The organism is Fictibacillus sp. WQ 8-8, from assembly GCF_024494405.1.
GTDB lineage: Bacteria > Bacillota > Bacilli > Bacillales > Fictibacillaceae > Fictibacillus_C > Fictibacillus_C marinisediminis.
This window is the reverse complement of the sequence record NZ_JAMXKG010000008.1, coordinates 90,148-108,908: the sequence shown is the minus strand read 5'-3', so window position 1 is coordinate 108,908 and position 18,761 is coordinate 90,148. Positions and strand designations below refer to the sequence as shown.

General features: G+C 44.5%; 20 protein-coding genes and 1 riboswitch. Of the genes, 6 read left to right on the top strand and 14 right to left on the bottom strand.

The genetic code is table 11. The features are described 5' to 3' along the window. Positions 1 to 27: 27 nt before the first annotated feature. Entirely contained in the window at positions 28 to 1,584 is a 1,557-nt protein-coding gene (locus M1K46_RS17955) for an ABC-F family ATP-binding cassette domain-containing protein (protein ID WP_256227110.1), read from the bottom strand. A gap of 157 nt (positions 1,585 to 1,741) precedes the next feature. Between M1K46_RS17955 and M1K46_RS17950 the strand changes: the two genes are divergently transcribed. Next, positions 1,742 to 1,939, top strand: a complete 198-nt coding sequence (locus M1K46_RS17950) for a DUF2188 domain-containing protein (RefSeq protein ID WP_091007802.1) — start codon at positions 1,742 to 1,744, stop codon at positions 1,937 to 1,939. A gap of 739 nt (positions 1,940 to 2,678) precedes the next feature. Here the strand turns inward: M1K46_RS17950 and M1K46_RS17945 are convergent. From M1K46_RS17945 to M1K46_RS17930, 4 genes are all read right to left on the bottom strand, one after another. Then, positions 2,679 to 3,290, bottom strand: coding sequence for a class I SAM-dependent methyltransferase (locus M1K46_RS17945; protein ID WP_256227109.1), 612 nt, complete (start codon positions 3,288 to 3,290; stop codon positions 2,679 to 2,681). Between the two features lie 129 nt (positions 3,291 to 3,419). After that, positions 3,420 to 4,070 carry an SdpI family protein gene (locus M1K46_RS17940; protein WP_053355741.1) on the bottom strand — a complete coding sequence of 217 codons (651 nt, stop codon included), beginning with the start codon at positions 4,068 to 4,070 and terminating at the stop codon, positions 3,420 to 3,422. After that, complete coding sequence (locus M1K46_RS17935) at positions 4,067 to 4,354, bottom strand: autorepressor SdpR family transcription factor (RefSeq protein ID WP_053355740.1); 288 nt, start codon at positions 4,352 to 4,354, stop codon at positions 4,067 to 4,069. Before M1K46_RS17935 ends, M1K46_RS17940 begins: the two co-directional genes overlap by 4 nt. A gap of 142 nt (positions 4,355 to 4,496) precedes the next feature. Next, complete coding sequence (locus tag M1K46_RS17930; RefSeq protein WP_256227108.1) at positions 4,497 to 6,098, bottom strand: FMN-binding glutamate synthase family protein; 1,602 nt, start codon at positions 6,096 to 6,098, stop codon at positions 4,497 to 4,499. A 296-nt stretch (positions 6,099 to 6,394) separates the two neighbouring features. On the opposite strand from M1K46_RS17930, the gene M1K46_RS17925 reads away from it, so the two are divergent. Continuing rightward, complete coding sequence (locus M1K46_RS17925; RefSeq protein ID WP_256227107.1) at positions 6,395 to 6,619, top strand: hypothetical protein; 225 nt, start codon at positions 6,395 to 6,397, stop codon at positions 6,617 to 6,619. Between the two features lie 516 nt (positions 6,620 to 7,135). Here M1K46_RS17925 and M1K46_RS17920 read toward each other — a convergent pair. Beyond that, on the bottom strand, positions 7,136 to 7,291 hold the full coding sequence (locus M1K46_RS17920; RefSeq protein WP_175501932.1) for a hypothetical protein: 156 nt from the start codon (positions 7,289 to 7,291) through the stop codon (positions 7,136 to 7,138). A 67-nt stretch (positions 7,292 to 7,358) separates the two neighbouring features. After that, positions 7,359 to 7,643: a hypothetical protein gene (locus tag M1K46_RS17915; RefSeq protein ID WP_053355737.1), complete on the bottom strand. Its 285-nt coding sequence runs from the start codon at positions 7,641 to 7,643 to the stop codon at positions 7,359 to 7,361. Between the two features lie 182 nt (positions 7,644 to 7,825). Between M1K46_RS17915 and M1K46_RS17910 the strand changes: the two genes are divergently transcribed. After that, positions 7,826 to 8,236, top strand: coding sequence for an NUDIX domain-containing protein (locus tag M1K46_RS17910; protein WP_256227171.1), 411 nt, complete (start codon positions 7,826 to 7,828; stop codon positions 8,234 to 8,236). A 21-nt stretch (positions 8,237 to 8,257) separates the two neighbouring features. On the opposite strand, the gene M1K46_RS17905 is transcribed toward M1K46_RS17910, so the two are convergent. Then, positions 8,258 to 8,662: a hypothetical protein gene (locus M1K46_RS17905; RefSeq protein WP_082316040.1), complete on the bottom strand. Its 405-nt coding sequence runs from the start codon at positions 8,660 to 8,662 to the stop codon at positions 8,258 to 8,260. 114 nt (positions 8,663 to 8,776) lie between these two features. On the opposite strand from M1K46_RS17905, the gene M1K46_RS17900 reads away from it, so the two are divergent. Both M1K46_RS17900 and M1K46_RS17895 read left to right on the top strand, forming a co-directional pair. Then, entirely contained in the window at positions 8,777 to 9,145 is a 369-nt protein-coding gene (locus tag M1K46_RS17900; protein ID WP_053355735.1) for a DUF1992 domain-containing protein, read from the top strand. 83 nt (positions 9,146 to 9,228) lie between these two features. Further along, entirely contained in the window at positions 9,229 to 9,810 is a 582-nt protein-coding gene (locus tag M1K46_RS17895) for a GNAT family N-acetyltransferase (protein WP_256227098.1), read from the top strand. Between the two features lie 202 nt (positions 9,811 to 10,012). Here M1K46_RS17895 and bshB2 read toward each other — a convergent pair whose 3' ends face one another. The 4 genes from bshB2 to pdxK all read right to left on the bottom strand — a co-directional run bounded on the left by bshB2 (position 10,013) and on the right by pdxK (position 12,312). Next, on the bottom strand, positions 10,013 to 10,675 hold the full coding sequence (gene bshB2, locus M1K46_RS17890) for a bacillithiol biosynthesis deacetylase BshB2 (protein WP_053355733.1): 663 nt from the start codon (positions 10,673 to 10,675) through the stop codon (positions 10,013 to 10,015). Positions 10,676 to 10,686: 11 nt separating this feature from the next. Beyond that, positions 10,687 to 11,037, bottom strand: coding sequence for a YojF family protein (locus M1K46_RS17885; protein WP_062238658.1), 351 nt, complete (start codon positions 11,035 to 11,037; stop codon positions 10,687 to 10,689). Between the two features lie 140 nt (positions 11,038 to 11,177). Further along, positions 11,178 to 11,375 (bottom strand): YfhD family protein, encoded by a 198-nt coding sequence (locus M1K46_RS17880; protein ID WP_256227096.1) that lies wholly within the window; start codon positions 11,373 to 11,375, stop codon positions 11,178 to 11,180. Between the two features lie 124 nt (positions 11,376 to 11,499). Next, positions 11,500 to 12,312 (bottom strand): pyridoxine/pyridoxal/pyridoxamine kinase, encoded by an 813-nt coding sequence (pdxK, locus tag M1K46_RS17875; protein WP_256227094.1) that lies wholly within the window; start codon positions 12,310 to 12,312, stop codon positions 11,500 to 11,502. A 214-nt stretch (positions 12,313 to 12,526) separates the two neighbouring features. Between pdxK and M1K46_RS17870 the strand changes: the two genes are divergently transcribed. Beyond that, a complete protein-coding gene (locus M1K46_RS17870) occupies positions 12,527 to 13,033 on the top strand; it encodes a PTS sugar transporter subunit IIA (protein WP_256227093.1) in 507 nt (168 codons plus the stop codon). 196 nt (positions 13,034 to 13,229) lie between these two features. Here M1K46_RS17870 and metH read toward each other — a convergent pair whose 3' ends face one another. Together metH and M1K46_RS17860 are read right to left on the bottom strand one after the other, a co-directional pair. Further along, positions 13,230 to 16,679: a methionine synthase gene (gene metH, locus M1K46_RS17865; RefSeq protein ID WP_256227091.1), complete on the bottom strand. Its 3,450-nt coding sequence runs from the start codon at positions 16,677 to 16,679 to the stop codon at positions 13,230 to 13,232. Next, positions 16,672 to 18,519, bottom strand: coding sequence for a bifunctional homocysteine S-methyltransferase/methylenetetrahydrofolate reductase (locus M1K46_RS17860; RefSeq protein WP_256227089.1), 1,848 nt, complete (start codon positions 18,517 to 18,519; stop codon positions 16,672 to 16,674). Before M1K46_RS17860 ends, metH begins: the two co-directional genes overlap by 8 nt. 96 nt (positions 18,520 to 18,615) lie before the next feature. Next, positions 18,616 to 18,728, bottom strand: a riboswitch (SAM riboswitch). Positions 18,729 to 18,761 lie beyond the last annotated feature (33 nt).

Here is an 18,761-nt window from a genome sequence, read left to right as displayed (position 1 = left end):
TATAGAACAGCAGGCTCTTTGGCATCATTAAAATACTTTTGTGGTCCAGTCTTCACAGTTCCAGACTTCGGTAACAACATCACGATAAAATTCAGGTTCATGTGAGATCAGCAGAATGCTTCCTTTATAGGCTTTTAATGCCCGTTTAAGTTCATCCTTAGCATCTACATCCAAGTGGTTTGTCGGCTCATCCAGAACAAGAAGGTTCGTCTCGTTGTTGATCAATTTGCAGAGGCGGACTTTTGCTTTTTCTCCTCCGCTGAGTACCTGCACCTTGCTTTCAATGTGCTTCGTTGTCAGGCCGCATTTCGCAAGTGCGGAACGGACTTCATGCATGTTGAAAGAAGGGAACTCGTTCCAAACTTCATCAATACACGTATTGTTATTATTGCTTTTAATCTCCTGCTCAAAGTATCCGATATGCAAAAATTCGCCTTGTTCCACAGAACCGGAGATCGGTTTGATTTCGCCAAGAATGCTGCGCAGCAATGTTGTTTTTCCGATTCCGTTCGCTCCGACAAGAGCGATCTTTTGTCCGCGTTCCATTCTGAGATCGAGTGGGCGGGAGAGTGGCTCGTCATATCCGATGACCAGGTTTTTCGTTTCAAAAATCATCTTTCCGGATGTGCGGGCTTCTTTAAAGTTGAATTCCGGCTTTGGTTTTTCTTTCGCCAGTTCAATAACATCCATTTTATCCAGCTTTTTTTGGCGGGACATGGCCATGTTTCGAGTGGAAACACGCGCTTTATTTCTGGCAACAAAATCCTTCAGCTCAGAAATTTCCTGCTGCTGGCGCTTAAAGGCAGCTTCAAGCTGCTGTTTTTTCGCTTCGTGAATATGCTGGAAGTAGTTATAGTCTCCTACATAGCGGTTAAGCTCTTGATTTTCCATGTGGTAGATCAAGTTGATGACACTGTTTAAGAATGGAATATCATGCGAGATCAAAATGAACGCATTCTCATATTCCTGCAGGTAGCGTCTCAGCCACTCAATATGCTGTTCATCCAAATAGTTGGTGGGCTCATCCAGCAAAAGGATTTCGGGCTTTTCAAGCAAAAGCTTCGCAAGGAGGACCTTCGTACGCTGACCGCCTGACAGCTCATGAACATCGCGGTCGAGGCCGATATCTTCCAGACCAAGTCCGCGGGCAATCTCTTCTACTTTTGCGTCTATAACATAAAAGTCGTTGTTCGTTAATGTATCTTGAAGAACCCCAACATCCACCAAAAGTTTTTCAAGTTCTTCCGGAGTAGCTTCCCCCATTTTTTCGTACATGCTGTTCATTTCGTTTTCAATATCAAAGAGGTATTGAAACGCACTCTTCAGCACATCGCGAATGGTCATTCCTTGCTGAAGGACTGTATGCTGATCGAGATACCCGACCCGCACTTTCTTTGCCCATTCTACTTTTCCTTCATCTGGCTGCAGTTTGCCGGTGATGATGTTCATAAAAGTGGATTTACCTTCACCGTTTGCTCCGATTAAGCCAATGTGCTCTCCTTTAAGGAGACGGAAGGAGACATCATTAAAAATCGCACGGTCACCAAAACCGTGGCTTAAGTTCTTTACTGTTAAAACACTCATCTATATGCACCTTTTCTTGTTTGTTAAGATTACCATTTGATTATAGTATTAATTGCAGGGAGAACTCAATCTTTCTGGTGGATTTTTCAAAGAATGTTTCGTATAGAGGCATGATGGGAAACTTTTCATGTAGAAGGGCTAAAAGGAGGGTTGCAGAATGAATGATTACAGTGTAGTTCCTGATCAAGGTGAAAATGGCTGGATCGTTAAAATTCAAGATGTAGCACCGACCGATACTTTTCCCAGCCGTGCTGAAGCGATTGCAAAGGCTGAAAAGCTGGCAAAGGAAGACAAACCAAGCCGGGTGCTTGTGTATGATGCCCAGCTGAGCGTGGAAGAGGAAAAGATGTTTTAACAAAATGATAAAATCCCTTCATCGGAAGGGATTTTTTATGCAAAAAAAGGAGCCTTGGGTCCAAGACTCCTTCAATGCTTTTCGTTGTTCAACTTACGTGGTTTTTCTTGCTTGTTCACGTGCATTTGATTCACGTACATTCTTTCGTACTACAAACTGCTATATTCTAATTCGCTTTCTCACTATTAGGTCCATCTCTCGGTTCTTCGCAAGTTTCGGAACAAAGGTCGTTCCGATTCATGACAAATCCCTCCATTTGGGTCTGAATAGTGTTTTCACTCATTTGTTAACAAACTAATTTCTAACTATCCTTTAAATCGCTCTTACACACGTGCATTCACTACTTGGTCCATCTCTCGGATCATTGCAGGTTTCGGAACTGTAAACGTCCTTACCCATTGCAAACCCTCCAGTATATGACTTATAGTGTTGCATCTTCATAAATCATAGAGCTGATCTTTACTGCTTTAAAACTTTGAAGCTTAACTTACGGTTCTAACACATCTTGCTTTGTTACTTCAAAACTGTCTTGCTTTACAAACATATGAACCTTGCTACTCTTTAATGCCTATTTCTGTGTTGCATTCACTATTCGGTCCATCTCTTGGCTCATTGGATGTTTCGGAACGATTGTTCTTTCTCATCACAATTCCCTCCATATGGTTGACATAGTGTTGCATGGTTTGTTTTCCCGGTATGAAAAATTCAAAACATCTTTTACAATAAAAATTTTTATTTTTTACGCTTCCTTGATGGCAGTTACGGTCACTGCATCAACAGGCTTCTTGTTCTTAATGCTATCGGAAATCTGAGAGAAGCCAGCTTGTTTTAAATAAAGCGAGATAATGGTTCCAATTTCTTTTGTGGTATCATCATCTGCTCCCTTTTCGTGGGGCTGCAGGGTAACCGCAATACGAGCCTTTTCTTTCATCAGACGTTTAATCTTTTTCAGATCTCCAATCGGATCTTTCCAGATCAAGATGGAATTGACGGTATACACGCCATCAAATTTCGGGGCGTCTTCATCGGCAGAAGTGATCGGACCCTCAAAAAGCTCCACACGCCCTTCTTTTATAAACGCTTCGTTTCTTGATTCCGCCTGTTCCTTCATCACTTCTGAAACATCATAGCCTACAATGTGGCAGGAGGGATAGTTGCTGCAGACATATTCAATGCCTACACCTGGACCATAACCCACTTCAAGGAGCCGATCATTCGCTCCGGGCTGTAGTGCGGAAATTGTCCATTCATTTAGTTCCTTGTTTTCGTTGGACATGATTTTTCCCGCCAGTTTACCGAGCAGACCCTCGGGTTTTTCAAACTGTTTGGAGATGTTTTTCCTAATGCTCATGCGGCACACTCCGATTTTTTATTATATATTTCAATGTACCCAAAAGGGAGGTGCTCAAAGCAAAAGGACAGCCAGGCGCTTGAAATAAAAAACGGCCGAATAATTTTTTCAGCCGTTCTTTGAACAAAATTACATTTTATTCGTAAACCCTGTATTCTTCCTGAAAAAATAGTAGGATGACCCAACGGATAGTATGGCTGCACCAAGGAGGGAAGGAAGAATAATATAATCTCTCCAGTCGGACGGTGCAAATAAAGAAAGCAGAACAATTATACCTGCTGCGACAAACACTTTGGAGCTGAAACGGTGGGTTTGCCGCCAAACGTTCTCATCAGCCAGCGTCCATGGAGTCTTGATTCCAACAAAATAGTTCGGTTTTACCTGCTGCATATAGTTTCCTAGAACGATAAACAGTCCTCCGAGAATGAGGGGCATGAACGAGTTCATCGGAAGTTCGTAGCCAAGTCCGATCAGAATAACCATAAGATTGATCAGGAAAAAAAAGATGAACAGGGAAGAGTTAATCATGGAATAGCTGCGCGAGAAGCTTTTATAATTTTCTTTTTTGGGATCGATTTTCGGCAAGAATTGGAGCAGGAGATACATAAGAATCATAATACCAAGATTTGTGAGCATGGCCCCCAGTTTGGAAGAATACCCGTTGATTTCGCCTTTCGCATTCCAGTGGATAGGCAGTTCAGCCGGCAGCTTGGAGTAAAACACGAGCCAAAGAGCCGCTGTCGCAAGAATGAGCAACACAGGAAATACATGTTTTTTCATTTTTCGTTCTCTCCTTTGTCCTTATAATCGGCTTGCATGACACCCATGAACCAGTTCATGACATCGTGAAAAACGGTTGTATTGAGAGAGTAGATGACGAACTGGCCTTGCTTCACATCTTGTATGAGTCCGGTTTTCTTTAAGGTGTTTAAGTGATGGGAGATGGTAGGTTTGGTCATTTGAAAATGATCCGCAATTTCGCCTGCGCTTAAGTCCTGATTCTTTAGCAAATCAAGAATTTTACGGCGGGTGGGGTCGGCTAATGCCTTAAATACTTCATTCAATAAAATCCACTCCAATTGGAAGAAAAAGTATTTAGATATTTATCTAAATACTACACAGAAAAGAAGGTGTTGTAAATAGGCAGCTTATTCAATTCCAAAAAATAAATCGACAGCTATTGAGCTGTCAAAGTAATAAGGATATTCAGGTTTGCTGCTGTGTTTTCTTGGCAGAATGAAGAATTTCCTCAAGAGGGAAAATCCTGCCGAGTTCATCTTTATGAACAACATGTTTCCGTTCAAATTTGGTCGGTGAATCAATGCCTGCAGCAGCAGCCAGATTATAAAGACCTTCCCGAAGTGAAACTAAATAGTTGCAGACTCTATAGTGTTTTTCCTCGACACTTAAGCCGTCCTGCAGTTTCTTATTCGTAGTCGCTACCCCCACAGGACAGTTGTTCGTGTGGCAGACCTGTGCCATGATGCATCCTACACTGATCATAAATCCGCGTGCAATGTTGACGAGGTCAGCTCCCATTGCAAGAGCAATGGCAATTTTGTCAGGAGTGATCAGTTTTCCTGAAGCAATGAGCTTCACCCTGTCCCGGATGCCATATTCTTTCAGCATTTCATCAACAACCGGAAGTGCAGATTGTATGGGCAGCCCGACAGTATCGGCTAACTCCTGGAACGTTGCACCTGTTCCGCCTTCTCCGCCGTCAATGGTAATAAAATCAGGGCCTTTTCCGCTTTCTTTCATGCAGGAAACCAAATTCTCCAGCGCATCCAAATCCCCGACAACAATTTTGATGCCGATGGGTTTTCCGGACACGTTTCTCATCTCTTCCACAAAGTGAAGTAGAGAAGAGACATTATCAAATTCTTTAAACCGATTAGGGCTGTTGATCGTTTTGCCAGGTTCCACGAGCCGGATTTTAGCAATCTCTTCTGTTACTTTTTCACCTTCAACGTGGCCTCCGCGTGTTTTTGCGCCTTGTGCGAGCTTCAGTTCAAATGCCTTAATTTCTTCCATTTCACTTTTTTTCTTAAACTCTTCCCATGAAAACTCTCCGTTCTTTTTTCTTACACCAAACAAGTCAGGACCGATCTGCAGGATGATATCCGGCTTGCCGGCCAGGTGATATTGAGAGAGTCCGCCTTCTCCTGTATTCATCCAGGTCCCTCCGGCAAGGCCTAGCCCTTTGGATAATGCGGTTATCGCATTTTCTCCCAATGCGCCAAAACTCATGCCGGATTGTCCGATGAGGCCTTTGAGTTTGAAAGGCTGGCGGCAAGTATGTTCACCGAGGATGACGGCGTCTTCGTCTTGCAGGTATACGGGATTAATCAGCCGATCCTCGCTATGTTCCTTGCGGGCAAAGAGATTATCTCCGTCCAATTTATACACCTTGGTTTTTATCTTGCTGGCATTGTCCACTTTCATTTCTTCACGCAATTTGGGGAATAAGGTGTTGCGGATATAAAACCCTTCAGCAGTAAAATCCCTGAGTGAACCGAATCCTATTAATCTTTCTTTATATTTTCCTGCCTTTACAACATCCTCGAATTCTTTTCGGGAGAAGGGCTTGCCTTCATTATCGTTAAGAAACAAATACTGACGGAGCTCGGGACCGATTTTCTCGGTAAAATATCTCACCTTTCCGAGTACAGGGAAGTTTCTTAGGATCGAGTGCTGTTTTTGGCGGTCGTCTTTTAAGTATAAAAAGATGAAAAAGACGATGGGAATTACGAGAATGAAACCGATGAGTACGATTAATCCAATAACTAGATCAAAAATGGTTGTCATCACAATCCTCCTTAATGAATGGGGCTGGTGTACACTGAGGTTCTCACCTATTTCTTTTCCACCAACAAGTGAGATAGAAACCAGCAGGGTATAAAGTCCCGTTGGCCGGAAAAAACGCTTGTTTACAAGACTATATTAATGAAAATCAAAAGGTATGAAAGAACTGTTTTTCCAAAGGTATTCATAATTTACAAATAATTAAATTTCAGTATGTATTTACTTATTCTATTGATCATCAGGCAGTTTTACCGACAAGCTGTATTTTCCAAATAAGGATAACCGATCAGGCACATAGATTGCCAAGGTCCAAAATGCGGATGGAAGCTGGCCTTTCTGCCTATGGATACAGCAGCAACTTTTCCATTACCACGGATGCATCCGGCAACGGACAGAAGGTAATGAATGTTCAATTAAACTCAGGTTCAACAGGAAATGCAAATTTGCGTTTGCGCCAAAGCAGTACCAATGTCTATACTGAGGCTGTAACGGTAGGAAATGTAGCCGTCGAGCCGCTTCCTTAAGTTGATTGCATATGAGAAGTAAGCACCTTTTGAAGGTGTTTCTTCTTTTTTAATGAAAATCACACAATCAACCAGCCATAGAGGCACTTTTTAAGAGGAAAATGAATGATTTTGAGTAAATTTTCAAGTTGTGCTCCTTAGGCAGCTTGTTAAAAGGGGATTTTAGCTTTTTCAATTACTTTTGTAAGTGAAATTTGGTGCAGAAACTAGCTCTTTTACCCGCAAAATCGCTCTTTCAGATTTTTATTATCGAAAACTTAGAATTTATTATCGGAAAGCAGATTTTATTATCGAAACAGCCGATTTATTATTGAAAAGCCTTCTTTTATTATCGAACGGTTTATGTTCGACCCCATACGACAAAATCAGACTCATTTATTTCAAACGGCCGATCGAGCCGGGTCCCATAGAGAAAGCCGCCGGTATCTGTACCAGCGGCTTTCTCAAGTTGAGCATTGAAGTGGTGTCTAGTTCCAGCGCTTGTCGGACCTTAGCAGGCCGCTTTCGCTTTTTTAATTACTCTTCTTCTTTTCGGTTCTTAAACGCCTCGTTTGTTACGATATATGGATCGACTTCTGCTTTTTCTTTTCCTTGCTTAGCGGTCATGCTGCCTTCGGGAAAATTCCCGGGATGTCCTTTTTTCTTCTGTTCAAACTCTTTACCTCGAGACATAGTTGTTCTTCCTTTCTTTTGGCTGAAAATGGTGTTACCTAAAAATTATGTTCTGTTTGGCGAGGTTTTAAACCATACCGACAAGTTCAACAGTGACATCATTAAATAATCCGTTGCCGATGTAATTCCCATCCAGGTCGAATTGCCAGTCATGAGGTCCGGCTTCAATGTGTATAATGCCTGGCATGATATCCATCTTAATGGAAGTAATCAAAGAGACATCGATCTGGTCTTTCGTAAAATCATCCGCTACTTTATAGGCAATCTTCATTAAATGCTCATCTATAATATTTAAATCCTTCTCTTCAAAGGCCATCACAACATTCATCACCGTATATTCATAAATGTTCATCCGCTCATCCCCTTAAGCTTATTTAAAACTATCATTTCCAAAAAACTATGAAACTATTCATTTATACTAAAATTCATCTTTGAACGGTGCCTGGCACCGCTTTTTACATTCAGGTGCCTGGCACTAAATAAAAGGAGCGAGGAGAGAATGAATGATCAAAACCATTTTTCGGCAGGAAAGAAATTGGGAAGCAATACACACGGAGAAAAGGCGTCTATGCCATTATCTTTGATGAACAGAGGGAAATGCTTGCCGTGATGAAAACGCCGAAGGGCTATTTTCTTGCAGGCGGCGGAATGGAAGGAGAAGAGTCGTTAGAAGAATGCTTGCAGCGTGAAGCTCTTGAAGAGTTGGGGCATGATATTCTCATCAAGAAGTACATAGGAAATGCAGAAAAATATTACATCACTCAGCAGGACCAGACCCCAATGATTGCTGACAGTTATTTTTATCTCGCGGAGCTGGCGGAATGGAAGCTCGATCCGATTGAAGAGGATCACGAGCTGGAGTGGATTCCTATTTCAGAAGCCCAGGAGCTTTTGCATCATGAGCATCAGGCATGGGCGGTCGCACAGGCTTTTGAGCCAAAATAAAAAGAGCCCAGCCGGCTCTTTTCATTTTACGCTTGGCATTTCTTTTACAACAATGACCGGTGTTATTTTCCGCAGTAAGCAATCATCCAGTTCACCTTGAGGAATAAGGCCGAGTGTCATGGCCGCTTCAATCTTTTGTTTGTCAGGCTGCTTCGTTATAATGATACAGTCCTGAAGGTTGAGTTCTTCGAGTTTTTGAACCGTTTTTTCCGTATGAAAACTTTCTGATTTACGGATCTGCCGCTGAAGTTTATAACTGCCATACAAAACTTCGCCTTTTTCACTTTCGCCGCACATATAATCAAAATGACTGTTAAATTTCTTCTTTAGTTCTGAAAGCTCGGCATCGATCGCTTTTGCCTGCTGGTTCAGCTCGTGAAAGCGGGAAACCATCTCTTCGGTAACTTGTCCACTTTTTGTTTTCACAGTTCTAAGCCCCCTCTTATTTCCTTACTTCATCCTATGGCGGGAGGGGAGGAGATAGTACTGTGTAGTATAATGAAAATAGGTTAAACACTCGTAGGAAAGGAGCCTTTACCTATGGATTTTGCATTTTTGATGGCGGAACAGCGCATCAAAGAGGCGATTGATAACGGAGACTTCGATCATTTGCCGGGAAAAGGGAAGCCGCTGGAGTTAGAAGACCTGTCCTCTGTTCCTCCAGAATTGAGGATTGGCTATAAGATCTTAAAAAACGCCAACATTTTGCCAGAGGAAGTACAGCTCAAAAAAGAGATGATGACGCTGCAGGATTTGATCGATTGCTGTATGGACCCCAGCGAAAAAGAAAAGTTGAAGAAAAAGTGGAATGAAAAATCGCTGCGTTTCAACAGTTTGATGGAAAAGCGAAGCCTCACCAGATCATCAGTGTTCGGTGCCTATAAAGATAAAATTTATAAAAAGTTTTAAAAGCCTTCCATAATTATGGGAGGTTTTTCATCTGTTTTGTAGAATTTTACAGTTGGGAATTTGATAAATAGGATGGTATAAATATGAAAATCAGGTTAACAGGCGAAAAGGTCATTCTCAGAGATCTGGAGGAGAGCGATATTCCAACCCTTTATTATTGGAATTATGAAGCAGAGGACCGAGAGCATCTCAACTGGAACGGGCCTTATAAGGACGTAGAAGAGAAAACCTACGAGGAATTTTATAAAGAACATTTACCGCTGCTGGAAACGGCAAAGTCAAGCGAGATCAGGAATAAACTTGTGATTGAAGTCAACGGAGCATTGATAGGAACAGTAGGCTGGTACTGGGTCGATCAGGATACGAACTGGCTAGAGAACGGCATTGTCATCTATGATTCAGAATATTGGTCGGGTGGATACGGTACAGAAGCTTTCCGGCTCTGGACCGATTACATTTTCGAGCAATCTGATGTGGAACGTGTCGGCATTGCTACCTGGTCAGGAAACGAACGCATGATGCGCCTGGCCTCCAAAACCGGTATGAAAGAAGAAGGCCGAATTCGAAAGGCAAGAATTGTGAAAGGCGCGTATTACGATTCCATTAAGATGGGGATGCTGCGAGAAGAGTGGGCACAGCTGCGAAAAGCGATATCTGCACATTAAAATAACGTCCTTTATGCGCATTCTGGCGGCTGCTGAGACAGATAATTTGGCGGCTAAAGCAAATAATTCGGCGCCTGAGGCAAATAATCGGGCGGCATCGTCTTCGTACGTTCATTCACTACGCTTACTTATATACTCAATACAAAAAAAGCTGACCAGGAAGTACACGTAAAAGTGTCTTTCTGGCGTCAGCCTTTTTCTTTTAGAATTTATAGGTCCAAAACTGTTCTCTGTTGATTCGTTTTAACACTTCTGGAACTTTGTCTTTGTTTTCTTCCGCCATGGCGGCAATGATCCATTCGGTTTGGGAACGGTGGGCTTTAATCGCTTCAAGCTTTTGATCGGAAACGGAACTCACGTCATTGATCACATCGGGCTCACCGAGCATTTCATAGCAATCATTCGAGAATGCGACACAATGAACGTCCGGCCGCTGATCTTCAGGAAGCTGTTCAACCGCTCGGATGACAGCGGCCCCGGTAGCTTCATGGTCAGGATGGACGCTATAGCCGGGATAAAACGTAATGATGAGTGAAGGCTTCAGTTCATCGATCACGTTTCCGATTCGTGCGGCCAACGTTTTCGGATCTTCAAACTCAACCGTTTTATCCCGCAGCCCCCACATTCTTAAATCGTCGATGTTCAAGACATTAGCGGCTTGTTCCAGCTCTTTTTTTCTGATCTTTGGCAAGGATTCTCTGGTGGCAAACGGTGGATTCCCCATATTTCGCCCCATCTCGCCAAGAGTCAGGCAGACATAGGTGACTGGGACTCCCTTTTTTGTATTCATCGCAATGGTGCCTGAGACGCCGAAAGCTTCATCATCAGGATGTGGAAAAACGACTAAAACATGTTCGTGTGACATACGTTTACCTCCTATTCAAACGGATGAGGGCTGAGCTGAAGAGCGACGGCTAATTTACCTTCTGCATCGTGCCCTGCAAGCAGGAGCTGTCCGTCTTCGTTGACTTCCCAATGCGTCAAACCTTCAGCGTAAACCCACCCGATGTTAATTTTTAATCCTGCACGATAAGGAGATTTTTCTCCCGTAATCACTCCGCGCTCAAAATTTATTTTCGCGTTGCGTATATAAGCGCCCACTGAAAAAAAAGACTGATTAAAATGAGAGGCGTATGCTCCATTTGTTGTTTCCAAATGCAAATAAACGTCCCGGTTCAAGAATTGATCAATCTCATTTTGAACCGTTTCTGGTGTGATCGGCTGCAAGGTTTTCCCTCCTCAAAAAGCTTCATTTCAATCATTATACTTTAAGGATGGCAAAGCGTTAAATAAACTGCTTAGCAAAGAGATCGAAATACTAAGCATAAAAAAGAGGCATTAAAAAGTTTAATCCCTCTTTCAGCTTTCTATTTCTTTTTTTCATCCTTACGCACCACTTCTGTCGGATCAAAGCCTGGAGGTGATTTCAATTCATAGTGTGAAGTCAGTTCTTTTGCCAGTTCCACTTCCTGATTGTCGTGCACGATTTCATTTTTCGGAACTTGAGGAAGTTTGGCTTTGTTTTTATCACGTGCCGGCTGTTTATGGCTGTTGTCTCTGCCCATGGTTAACCCACCTTTTTCTTAAAATGGTATGTGAGTAGAATCCCAAGTTCAGGATGTTTTTATTCAGGATAAATCTCATGAATAAAAAAAGAGCAAAACAAATGATGTCTGCTCTCTGTATGGTTTATTTAATTTTGGAGTTGCGGTATGCACTGTGGTCGGTCGGCCCGACATATTGATTCAGCGGGAACGAGTTGCGGATTGCTTCTGTAATAAAGTCTTTTGCAACGGTGATCGCTGCTTTTACTGATTTTCCCTTGGCTAATTCTGCAGCGACTGCAGAAGAATACGTACAGCCTGCTCCATGTGTATAGGTAGTATCGATTCGTTCAGATTCAAGAATATCGAAATTATCGCCATCAAACAAAACGTCGACTGCTTTTTCGTGAGCAAGCTTGCCGCCGCCTTTAACAATGACATATTTAGCGCCGGCAGACTGGATCTTTTGAGCGGCTTCCTTCATTTGATCAACAGTTGTAATCGGAGCCATTCCACTAAGCTGGGCAGCTTCAAAAAGGTTCGGAGTGACGACGGTGGCCTTCGGTACAAGAACATTCTGAAGCGTGTCTGCGAGTTCCGGCTGAAGCGGTTCTGCCCCTTTACATACCATTACTGGGTCAACGACCACATTTTTTATATCATATTTATCAATAGCTTCTGCAGTGGCCTTAATAACATCAACAGAAGCAAGCATACCGGTTTTTACAGCATCCACTCCGATTCCTGCCAGAACGGTTTCAAGCTGTGCTTTGAACAAATCAAGAGGAAGTAAAAATACTTCATGGTACCAGTCTCTGTGAGGATCCTGGGCCACAACGACATTGATGGCTGTCATGCCGTAAACTCCGAGCTCCTGGAATGTCTTTAAATCCGCCTGAATACCAGCTCCGCCGCTTGTGTCAGAACCGGCAATGGTTAATGCTTTAAACTTACTCATTGTCCAATCTCCTTTTATGCCTGTCTTTTAAATTTCATCTATGTATTCTATTATAACAATGATTGCCAGCGAGACAAAATTCATGATTTCCTATAATATTCGTTTAACCTGACCTGAAAAAGTGAAAAGTAACAGCAGACAGATTTTCTTTGCCTCGTACGGTCAACCTATGTTTTACTATGTAACAAACAAATTAAATGAAGAAGGTGATCTCATGCTGAAAAAATTATTTGGTAAAAAAGAAAATGAAGCGCCTACAGAAGAAATCATTGTTTCACCATTAAACGGGGAGATCATAGGCCTAGAAGATGTGCCGGATCCTGTTTTCTCTGAAAAAATGATGGGTGATGGCATCGCGATTTTGCCGGAAGACGGTGAGCTGTTGTCTCCCGTTGATGGTGAAATCCTTCAGGTGTTCCCGACCAAGCATGCTGTCGGCATTAAAACAAAATCAGGAATGGAGATTCTTATTCATATCGGTCTTGAAACGGTCATGATGAAAGGGGAAGGCTTCACGTCTCTTGTTAAAGAAGGAGACCGTGTAAGAACGGGACAGCCGCTGATCTCGTTTAATGTTGATCTCGTCAAGGAAAAAGCGAAAAGCACCGTTACGCCAGTTATCATTACGAATGGTGATAAGGCAGGGGCGATTGAGAAGTTCCAAAGCGAACATGCCCAAGCCGGCACCACTAAGATTATGCAAATCAGTGACATTAAATAATAAAAGAGACCGATCAAAAGCATAAGAAACTTTTGATCGGTCTCTTTATTTTGGAGTAGAAACCTGCCGGCGCCCGAAAAATGACGATATACGCCAGTAAATTTCGCGGACGCGCCAGTAAAATCCTGAAACGCGCCCGTATTTTCCCCGAATCCGCCCGTAATTCTTCCGAATGCGCCCGTAAGCAAAAATTCCTTTAAACCAGCACATTGAAGTAGCGGGCTTCAGGGTGGGAGAAAACCAGAGCTGTGACGGAGGCTTCGGGCTCCATCATGAATCCTTCTGTCAGCTGAATGCCGATTTCTTCAGGCTGAAGAAGTTTGAACAGCTTTGCTTGATCTTCAAGATCCGGGCATGCTGGATAACCGAACGAGAAGCGCTGGCCTTGGTATCGCGCGGAAAAACGATCCTGCATCGAAAGGGTAACAGGGTCAGGGAACCCCCATTTATCCCTCATCTGGCGGTGAATGAGTTCAGCCAATCCTTCCGCAGTTTCAAGAGCAAGCGATTGAAGCGCAAAGCTTTCCAGGAAACGGCCTTCGGCTTTAAGCTGCTGTGCCCGTTCGCGGATGCCGCTTCCAGCAGTTACCGCAAAAAAACCGACATAATCCATTTCGCCGCTGCCGACGGGCTTGGCGTAGTCTGCCAAGCAGAGGTTCGGTTCTCTTGTCTGGCGTGGAAACTCAAACGTCTCAATGATATGGGATGTATCGTTTGGATCATAAATATAAAGTTTCTGCCCATCCGACTGTGAAGGGAAAAACTGATACAGTGCTGCTGGATCGATTAGTTTTTTCTCCTGGCTCTCCCGAAGCAGCTCATCGACGATTCCTTTTATTTCCAGTGTCCGTTCGTCTTTCTCGGCGAGCAGCCGTGAAACCTTTCCTTTCACTCCTAAATGGTGTCCGAGCAGCATCTGCAGATTAATGTACGGAACTACAGAAGAGAGCGGGAAAGACTTAAACACATGGCGTTCCGTATCTTTTGGAACAAATACTTTTAAACTCTGATTAACGGAAGGTCGAACTCTGACGGCCTCAGCAACAGCGGTGCCGGTACCTCCTCCGGACGGTGTGGCTTCTGTAACAGGTGCGGCAGGTGTTTTCGCCACAGGCTTTTCAAAAACTTCTCCTTTTTGAAGCTTGTTTGCAAGGCTCAATCCGTCCATCGCATCCTTGGCGTAAAGCACAGTCCCCTGATATTCCTGAGCAATCCGGTTTTCTGTAAACTTACGGGTCAAGGCGGCGCCTCCTACAAGAATTGGGACGGAAATACCCGACTCTCTCAGGTCGGAAGCGGTAAGCACCATTTGCTGAGCAGATTTTACAAGCAATCCTGAAAGGCCGACCACATCGGGCTTCTCCCTCTGAATGGCCTGAATCAGTTCTTGCGGCGTAACTTTAATTCCGAGATCCACCACTTCAAATCCATTATTGCCAAGGATAATATCTACAAGGTTTTTGCCGATATCATGGACGTCCCCTTTAACCGTGGCCAAAACGACCTTACCTTTCGTGCTGACCGCACCGCTGCTCTCCATATGGGGCTCTAGGTGGGCGACGGCAGCCTTCATCACCTCAGCGCTCTGGAGGACTTCAGCTACGATGAGCTGGTTATCGTTAAAGAGCCGGCCGACTTCTTCCATCCCGGCCATAAGAGGTCCATTTATAATTTCCAAAGGCGCATCATACTGTGCCAGAGCAAGGTCAAGATCCGGAATGAGTCCTTCTTTCGTTCCTTCGACCACGTAAAAGGCGAGGCGCTCAGCAAGAGGCAGTTCCAAGACCGGAGTTTTTGCCTCCTTTTTCTTGCCTCGGTAGAACTCTGTAAAGGCTGCCAGATTCTCGTCGTTCGTCTCAAACAGCAAGGCTTTTGCCATCTCTACTTCCTTTTCTGGGATAGAAGCATAGCGTTCCAGCTTTTCAGTGTTGACGATCGCGTAGTCGAGCCCAGCCTGTGTACAGGCATATAGATATACCGCGTTTAAGATTTCCCGGCCGACCGGCGGGAGACCGAACGATACGTTGCTGATGCCAAGGATCGTCTGGCATTCAGGAAGTGTTTCTTTCAGCTTTCTCAAACTTTCCACTGTCGCATTGGCAGAACCGATGTATTGTTCATCTCCTGTTCCGACAGGGAAGACGAGAGGATCAAAAATAATATCGCTCGGAGAGATTCCGTATTTGTTCACAAGCAGATCGTAGGATCGTTTGGCGATCTCGAGCTTTCGGTCTGTTGTGACCCCCATGCCTTTTTCATCGATCGTACCGACAACAACGGCTGCTCCGTAACGGGAGATGATAGGGGCAACTTTCTCAAACCGCTCCTCGCCGTCCTCTAGGTTAATAGAGTTGATAATGGCTTTTCCCTGCGAGTATTTCAGGGCTATCTCCAGCACCTCGTCGTCCGTTGAATCAATAACAAGAGGCACTTTCACTTTTTTTACAGCTTCCTTAATAAAATTTTCCATATCCTGAAGCTCTTCACGGTCAGGATCCGCAAGGCAGATATCTATGACATGCGCGCCTTTCTTAACTTGCGCGCGGGCGATCTCTGCCGCTTCTTCAAACTTGCCTTCGGCGATCAGCCGCTTAAATTTTCGTGAACCGATAACATTGGTACGTTCGCCGACCATCAATGGGCGCATGGATGGATCATCATAGATCAGCGGCTCAATCCCCGACACGGCATGGGAATGGCTTTCTGGGACAGTACGCGGCTTCAGCGGTTTTAACGCTTCTGCGATGGCCCTTATATGGTCTGGTGTCGTGCCGCAGCAGCCGCCGGCGATGTTGAGCCAGCCTTCTGCGGCAAAGGCGCTGATTTTCTTTGCGAGAGTTTCTGGTGTTTCATGATAGTTCCCGTCTTCATCCGGAAGGCCGGCATTCGGATAACAGCTTACCGCTGAAAGAGACAGTGCGGATAAGGAGCGGATGTGGTCGGTCATAAATTCCGGCCCCGTTGCACAGTTGAGCCCTACAGCCAAAGGTTTCATGTGCTCAAGCGAGATGTAAAAGGCTTCAATCGATTGGCCGGCCAGTGTCGTACCCATCGGCTCAATCGTGCCTGACACCATGAGCGGGACTTCCTTTCCGGCTGATTTAAACGCCCGTTTAATGCCGATAAAACCTGCTTTAACATTGAGCATATCCTGGCTGGTCTCGAGGAGAAGCAAATCAACCCCGCCGTCCAGAAGGCCTTTTGCCTGTTCTTCATAGGAAGAGGTCAGCCCTTCAAATGTTGCGCCTCCTGTAACGCTCAACGTTTTTGTTGTTGGTCCCATTGATCCGGCAACGAAGCGGGGCCAATCAGGAGTGGAGACCTTATCGGCAGCTTCCCGCGCGATCTCTGCTGCTATTTTGTTCGTTTCATATGCTTTATAGCCGAGGCCGTATTCGTCGAGCACAATATCAGTGGCCCCGAACGTATTGGTTTCAACGATATCAGCACCTGCTTCTAAATATTGCAAATGGACATCCAGAATTACATCAGGACGGGTAAAGTTCAGGTTTTCATTGCAGCCGTCCAGGTCTTCGCCGCCAAAGTCTTCGGCAGTCAGATTGGCTTGCTGGAGGATGGTGCCCATTGCCCCGTCCATGATCAGTATTTTATTCTTAAGCTGTTGTTGAAGGGTTTGATTAGACATTCTGAATCCTCCTTGTTTTTTTGCGGTCAATTTCGTAGGCATACTCCGTCAGTTCAGCCGTCAATTCATATCGCATGAATGGAGTGATCAGATAGAGGCCATTAAACAGTTCAGAAGCGGCATCTATCAGAGATTTTGAGATGGCAAGGCCTTCCCTTGCTGCGGAAACTGGGTCGTCTTTAAACTTCGCCATACGGTCACGCACGTCGTCTGTCAGTTTGATGCCCGGCACCTCATAATGAAGAAAGTCAGCATTGCGGCTTGAGGTGAGCGGCATAATCCCAACGTAGAAAGGAACCGGCAGATCTTTTACAGCTTCGTGGAACTCCAGCAGTTTCTCTTCAGAGTACACCGGCTGGCTGATAAAGTAGTCCGCGCCGCTTTCTATTTTTTTCTCTGCCCTCTGAACCGCTCTTTCCAGTGACTTCACATTTGGATTAAAGGCGGCACCGACGGTAAATTGCGTTTTTTGTCCCAAGTCTTTTCCGGAAAGTGAAACCCCTTCGTTAAACTGTTTGATCATTTTGATCAGTTCTATGGAGGTAACATCATAGACGCTTGAAGCTCCCGGAAAATCGCCTACCTTTGCCGGATCCCCGGTAATTGCCAAAATATCGTGAAGTCCGAGTGTATGCAGCCCCATGAGATGAGACTGCAGACCGATAATATTCCGGTCTCGGCAAGCGAGATGAACGATCGGCTGGACTCCAGTCCGTGCCTTAGCCAAAGAAGATAGGGAGGTATTGCAGATTCTTGGTGATGCCAACGAGTTGTCTGCAAGCGTAATGGCATCTGCCCCGGCTTCTTTCAATGCCTTTGCTCCTTCAAAAAAACGGGAGGTATCAAGCTTGCGGGGAGGATCAAGCTCAACAATGACCGATCGCCTTTCTTTTAGAATATCAGGCAGGGAAATCCCAGGTTGCTGCCTCGTTTCAACAACGGCAATAGGCTCTGGGCGCTGTCTGACTTCCTTTTCGGTAACAGGCTTCAGTCCATGAAGCTCTTCAGCGAAAGCCTCAATATGAGCAGGAGTTGTTCCGCAGCAGCCTCCGAGCAGGCGGATGCCTTGGTTTCTGAAAAGTGAAGCACTGTTCTTGAAATACTCCGCATCCCCTTCATACTGAAATTTTCCGTCCAAATAGGAAGGAAGACTTGCATTCGGATAAGAGGAAAGATAGGCATGCTTGGGAATTTCCACTTCCTCAAGTGTCTTGATCATATGAAAGGGCCCAAGACGGCAATTCAGCCCTACGACATCCGCTCCTAAATCTTCAAGGCGTCTAATCGCTGTATTGATGGGTGTTCTGTCGTTTAGAATACCGACTTCCTGCAAAGAAATCTGCGAGATGATCGGAATGCTGGTCTGGCTGCGTGCAATTTCAAGAACGGTTTCCAATTCTTCCAAATCGTAAAAGGTCTCAAGAAGAAGGCCATCCACTCCTTCCAACAGAAGACAGTAGAGCTGTTCCCTAAAGCTTCTCTTTATTTCTTCAATCGTAAGTGAGCTTGGGCCCGTTCCACGGATTCCTCCGATGGTTCCCAGTACATACGCTTCATTGGCAGCTGCTTTTTTTGCAAGTCTTACAGCCGCACTATTCAGCTCTTTGACTTGCTCCTCCAATCCATATCTTTGCAGTTTAATATAGTTGGCGCTGTACGTATTGGTCTGAATGACATCTGCACCGGCCTGTATGTAAGCCTGGTGGATGGACTGAATCTGATCAGGGTGCGTCAGATTCAGCTGCTCAAAACAGCAATCCGTTCCATACGAGTAGAGAAGTGTTCCCATTGCCCCATCGGCAATCAAGATTTTGTCTTCAAGATCTTTCAATAATCCCATTATGCGGTCCTCCCGTTAGTTCGGTATCTTCCAGCGGCCCAATAAAATAAAAAAAGCCTTCTTAAAGAAGAAGACTTTGAAAGTTCGAGGTCATTCTTCTTATCTTCCAAGTTCGATTCGAACTTGTTGGACTTAGCACCTTTTCAGCTGCAGAGCTGAAGGTTGCTGAGGTGTCAACGGGCCATTCCCTTAACCTCTCTGGATAAGAAACCAAATCGCTATAAAATTAATTCTCTATACCT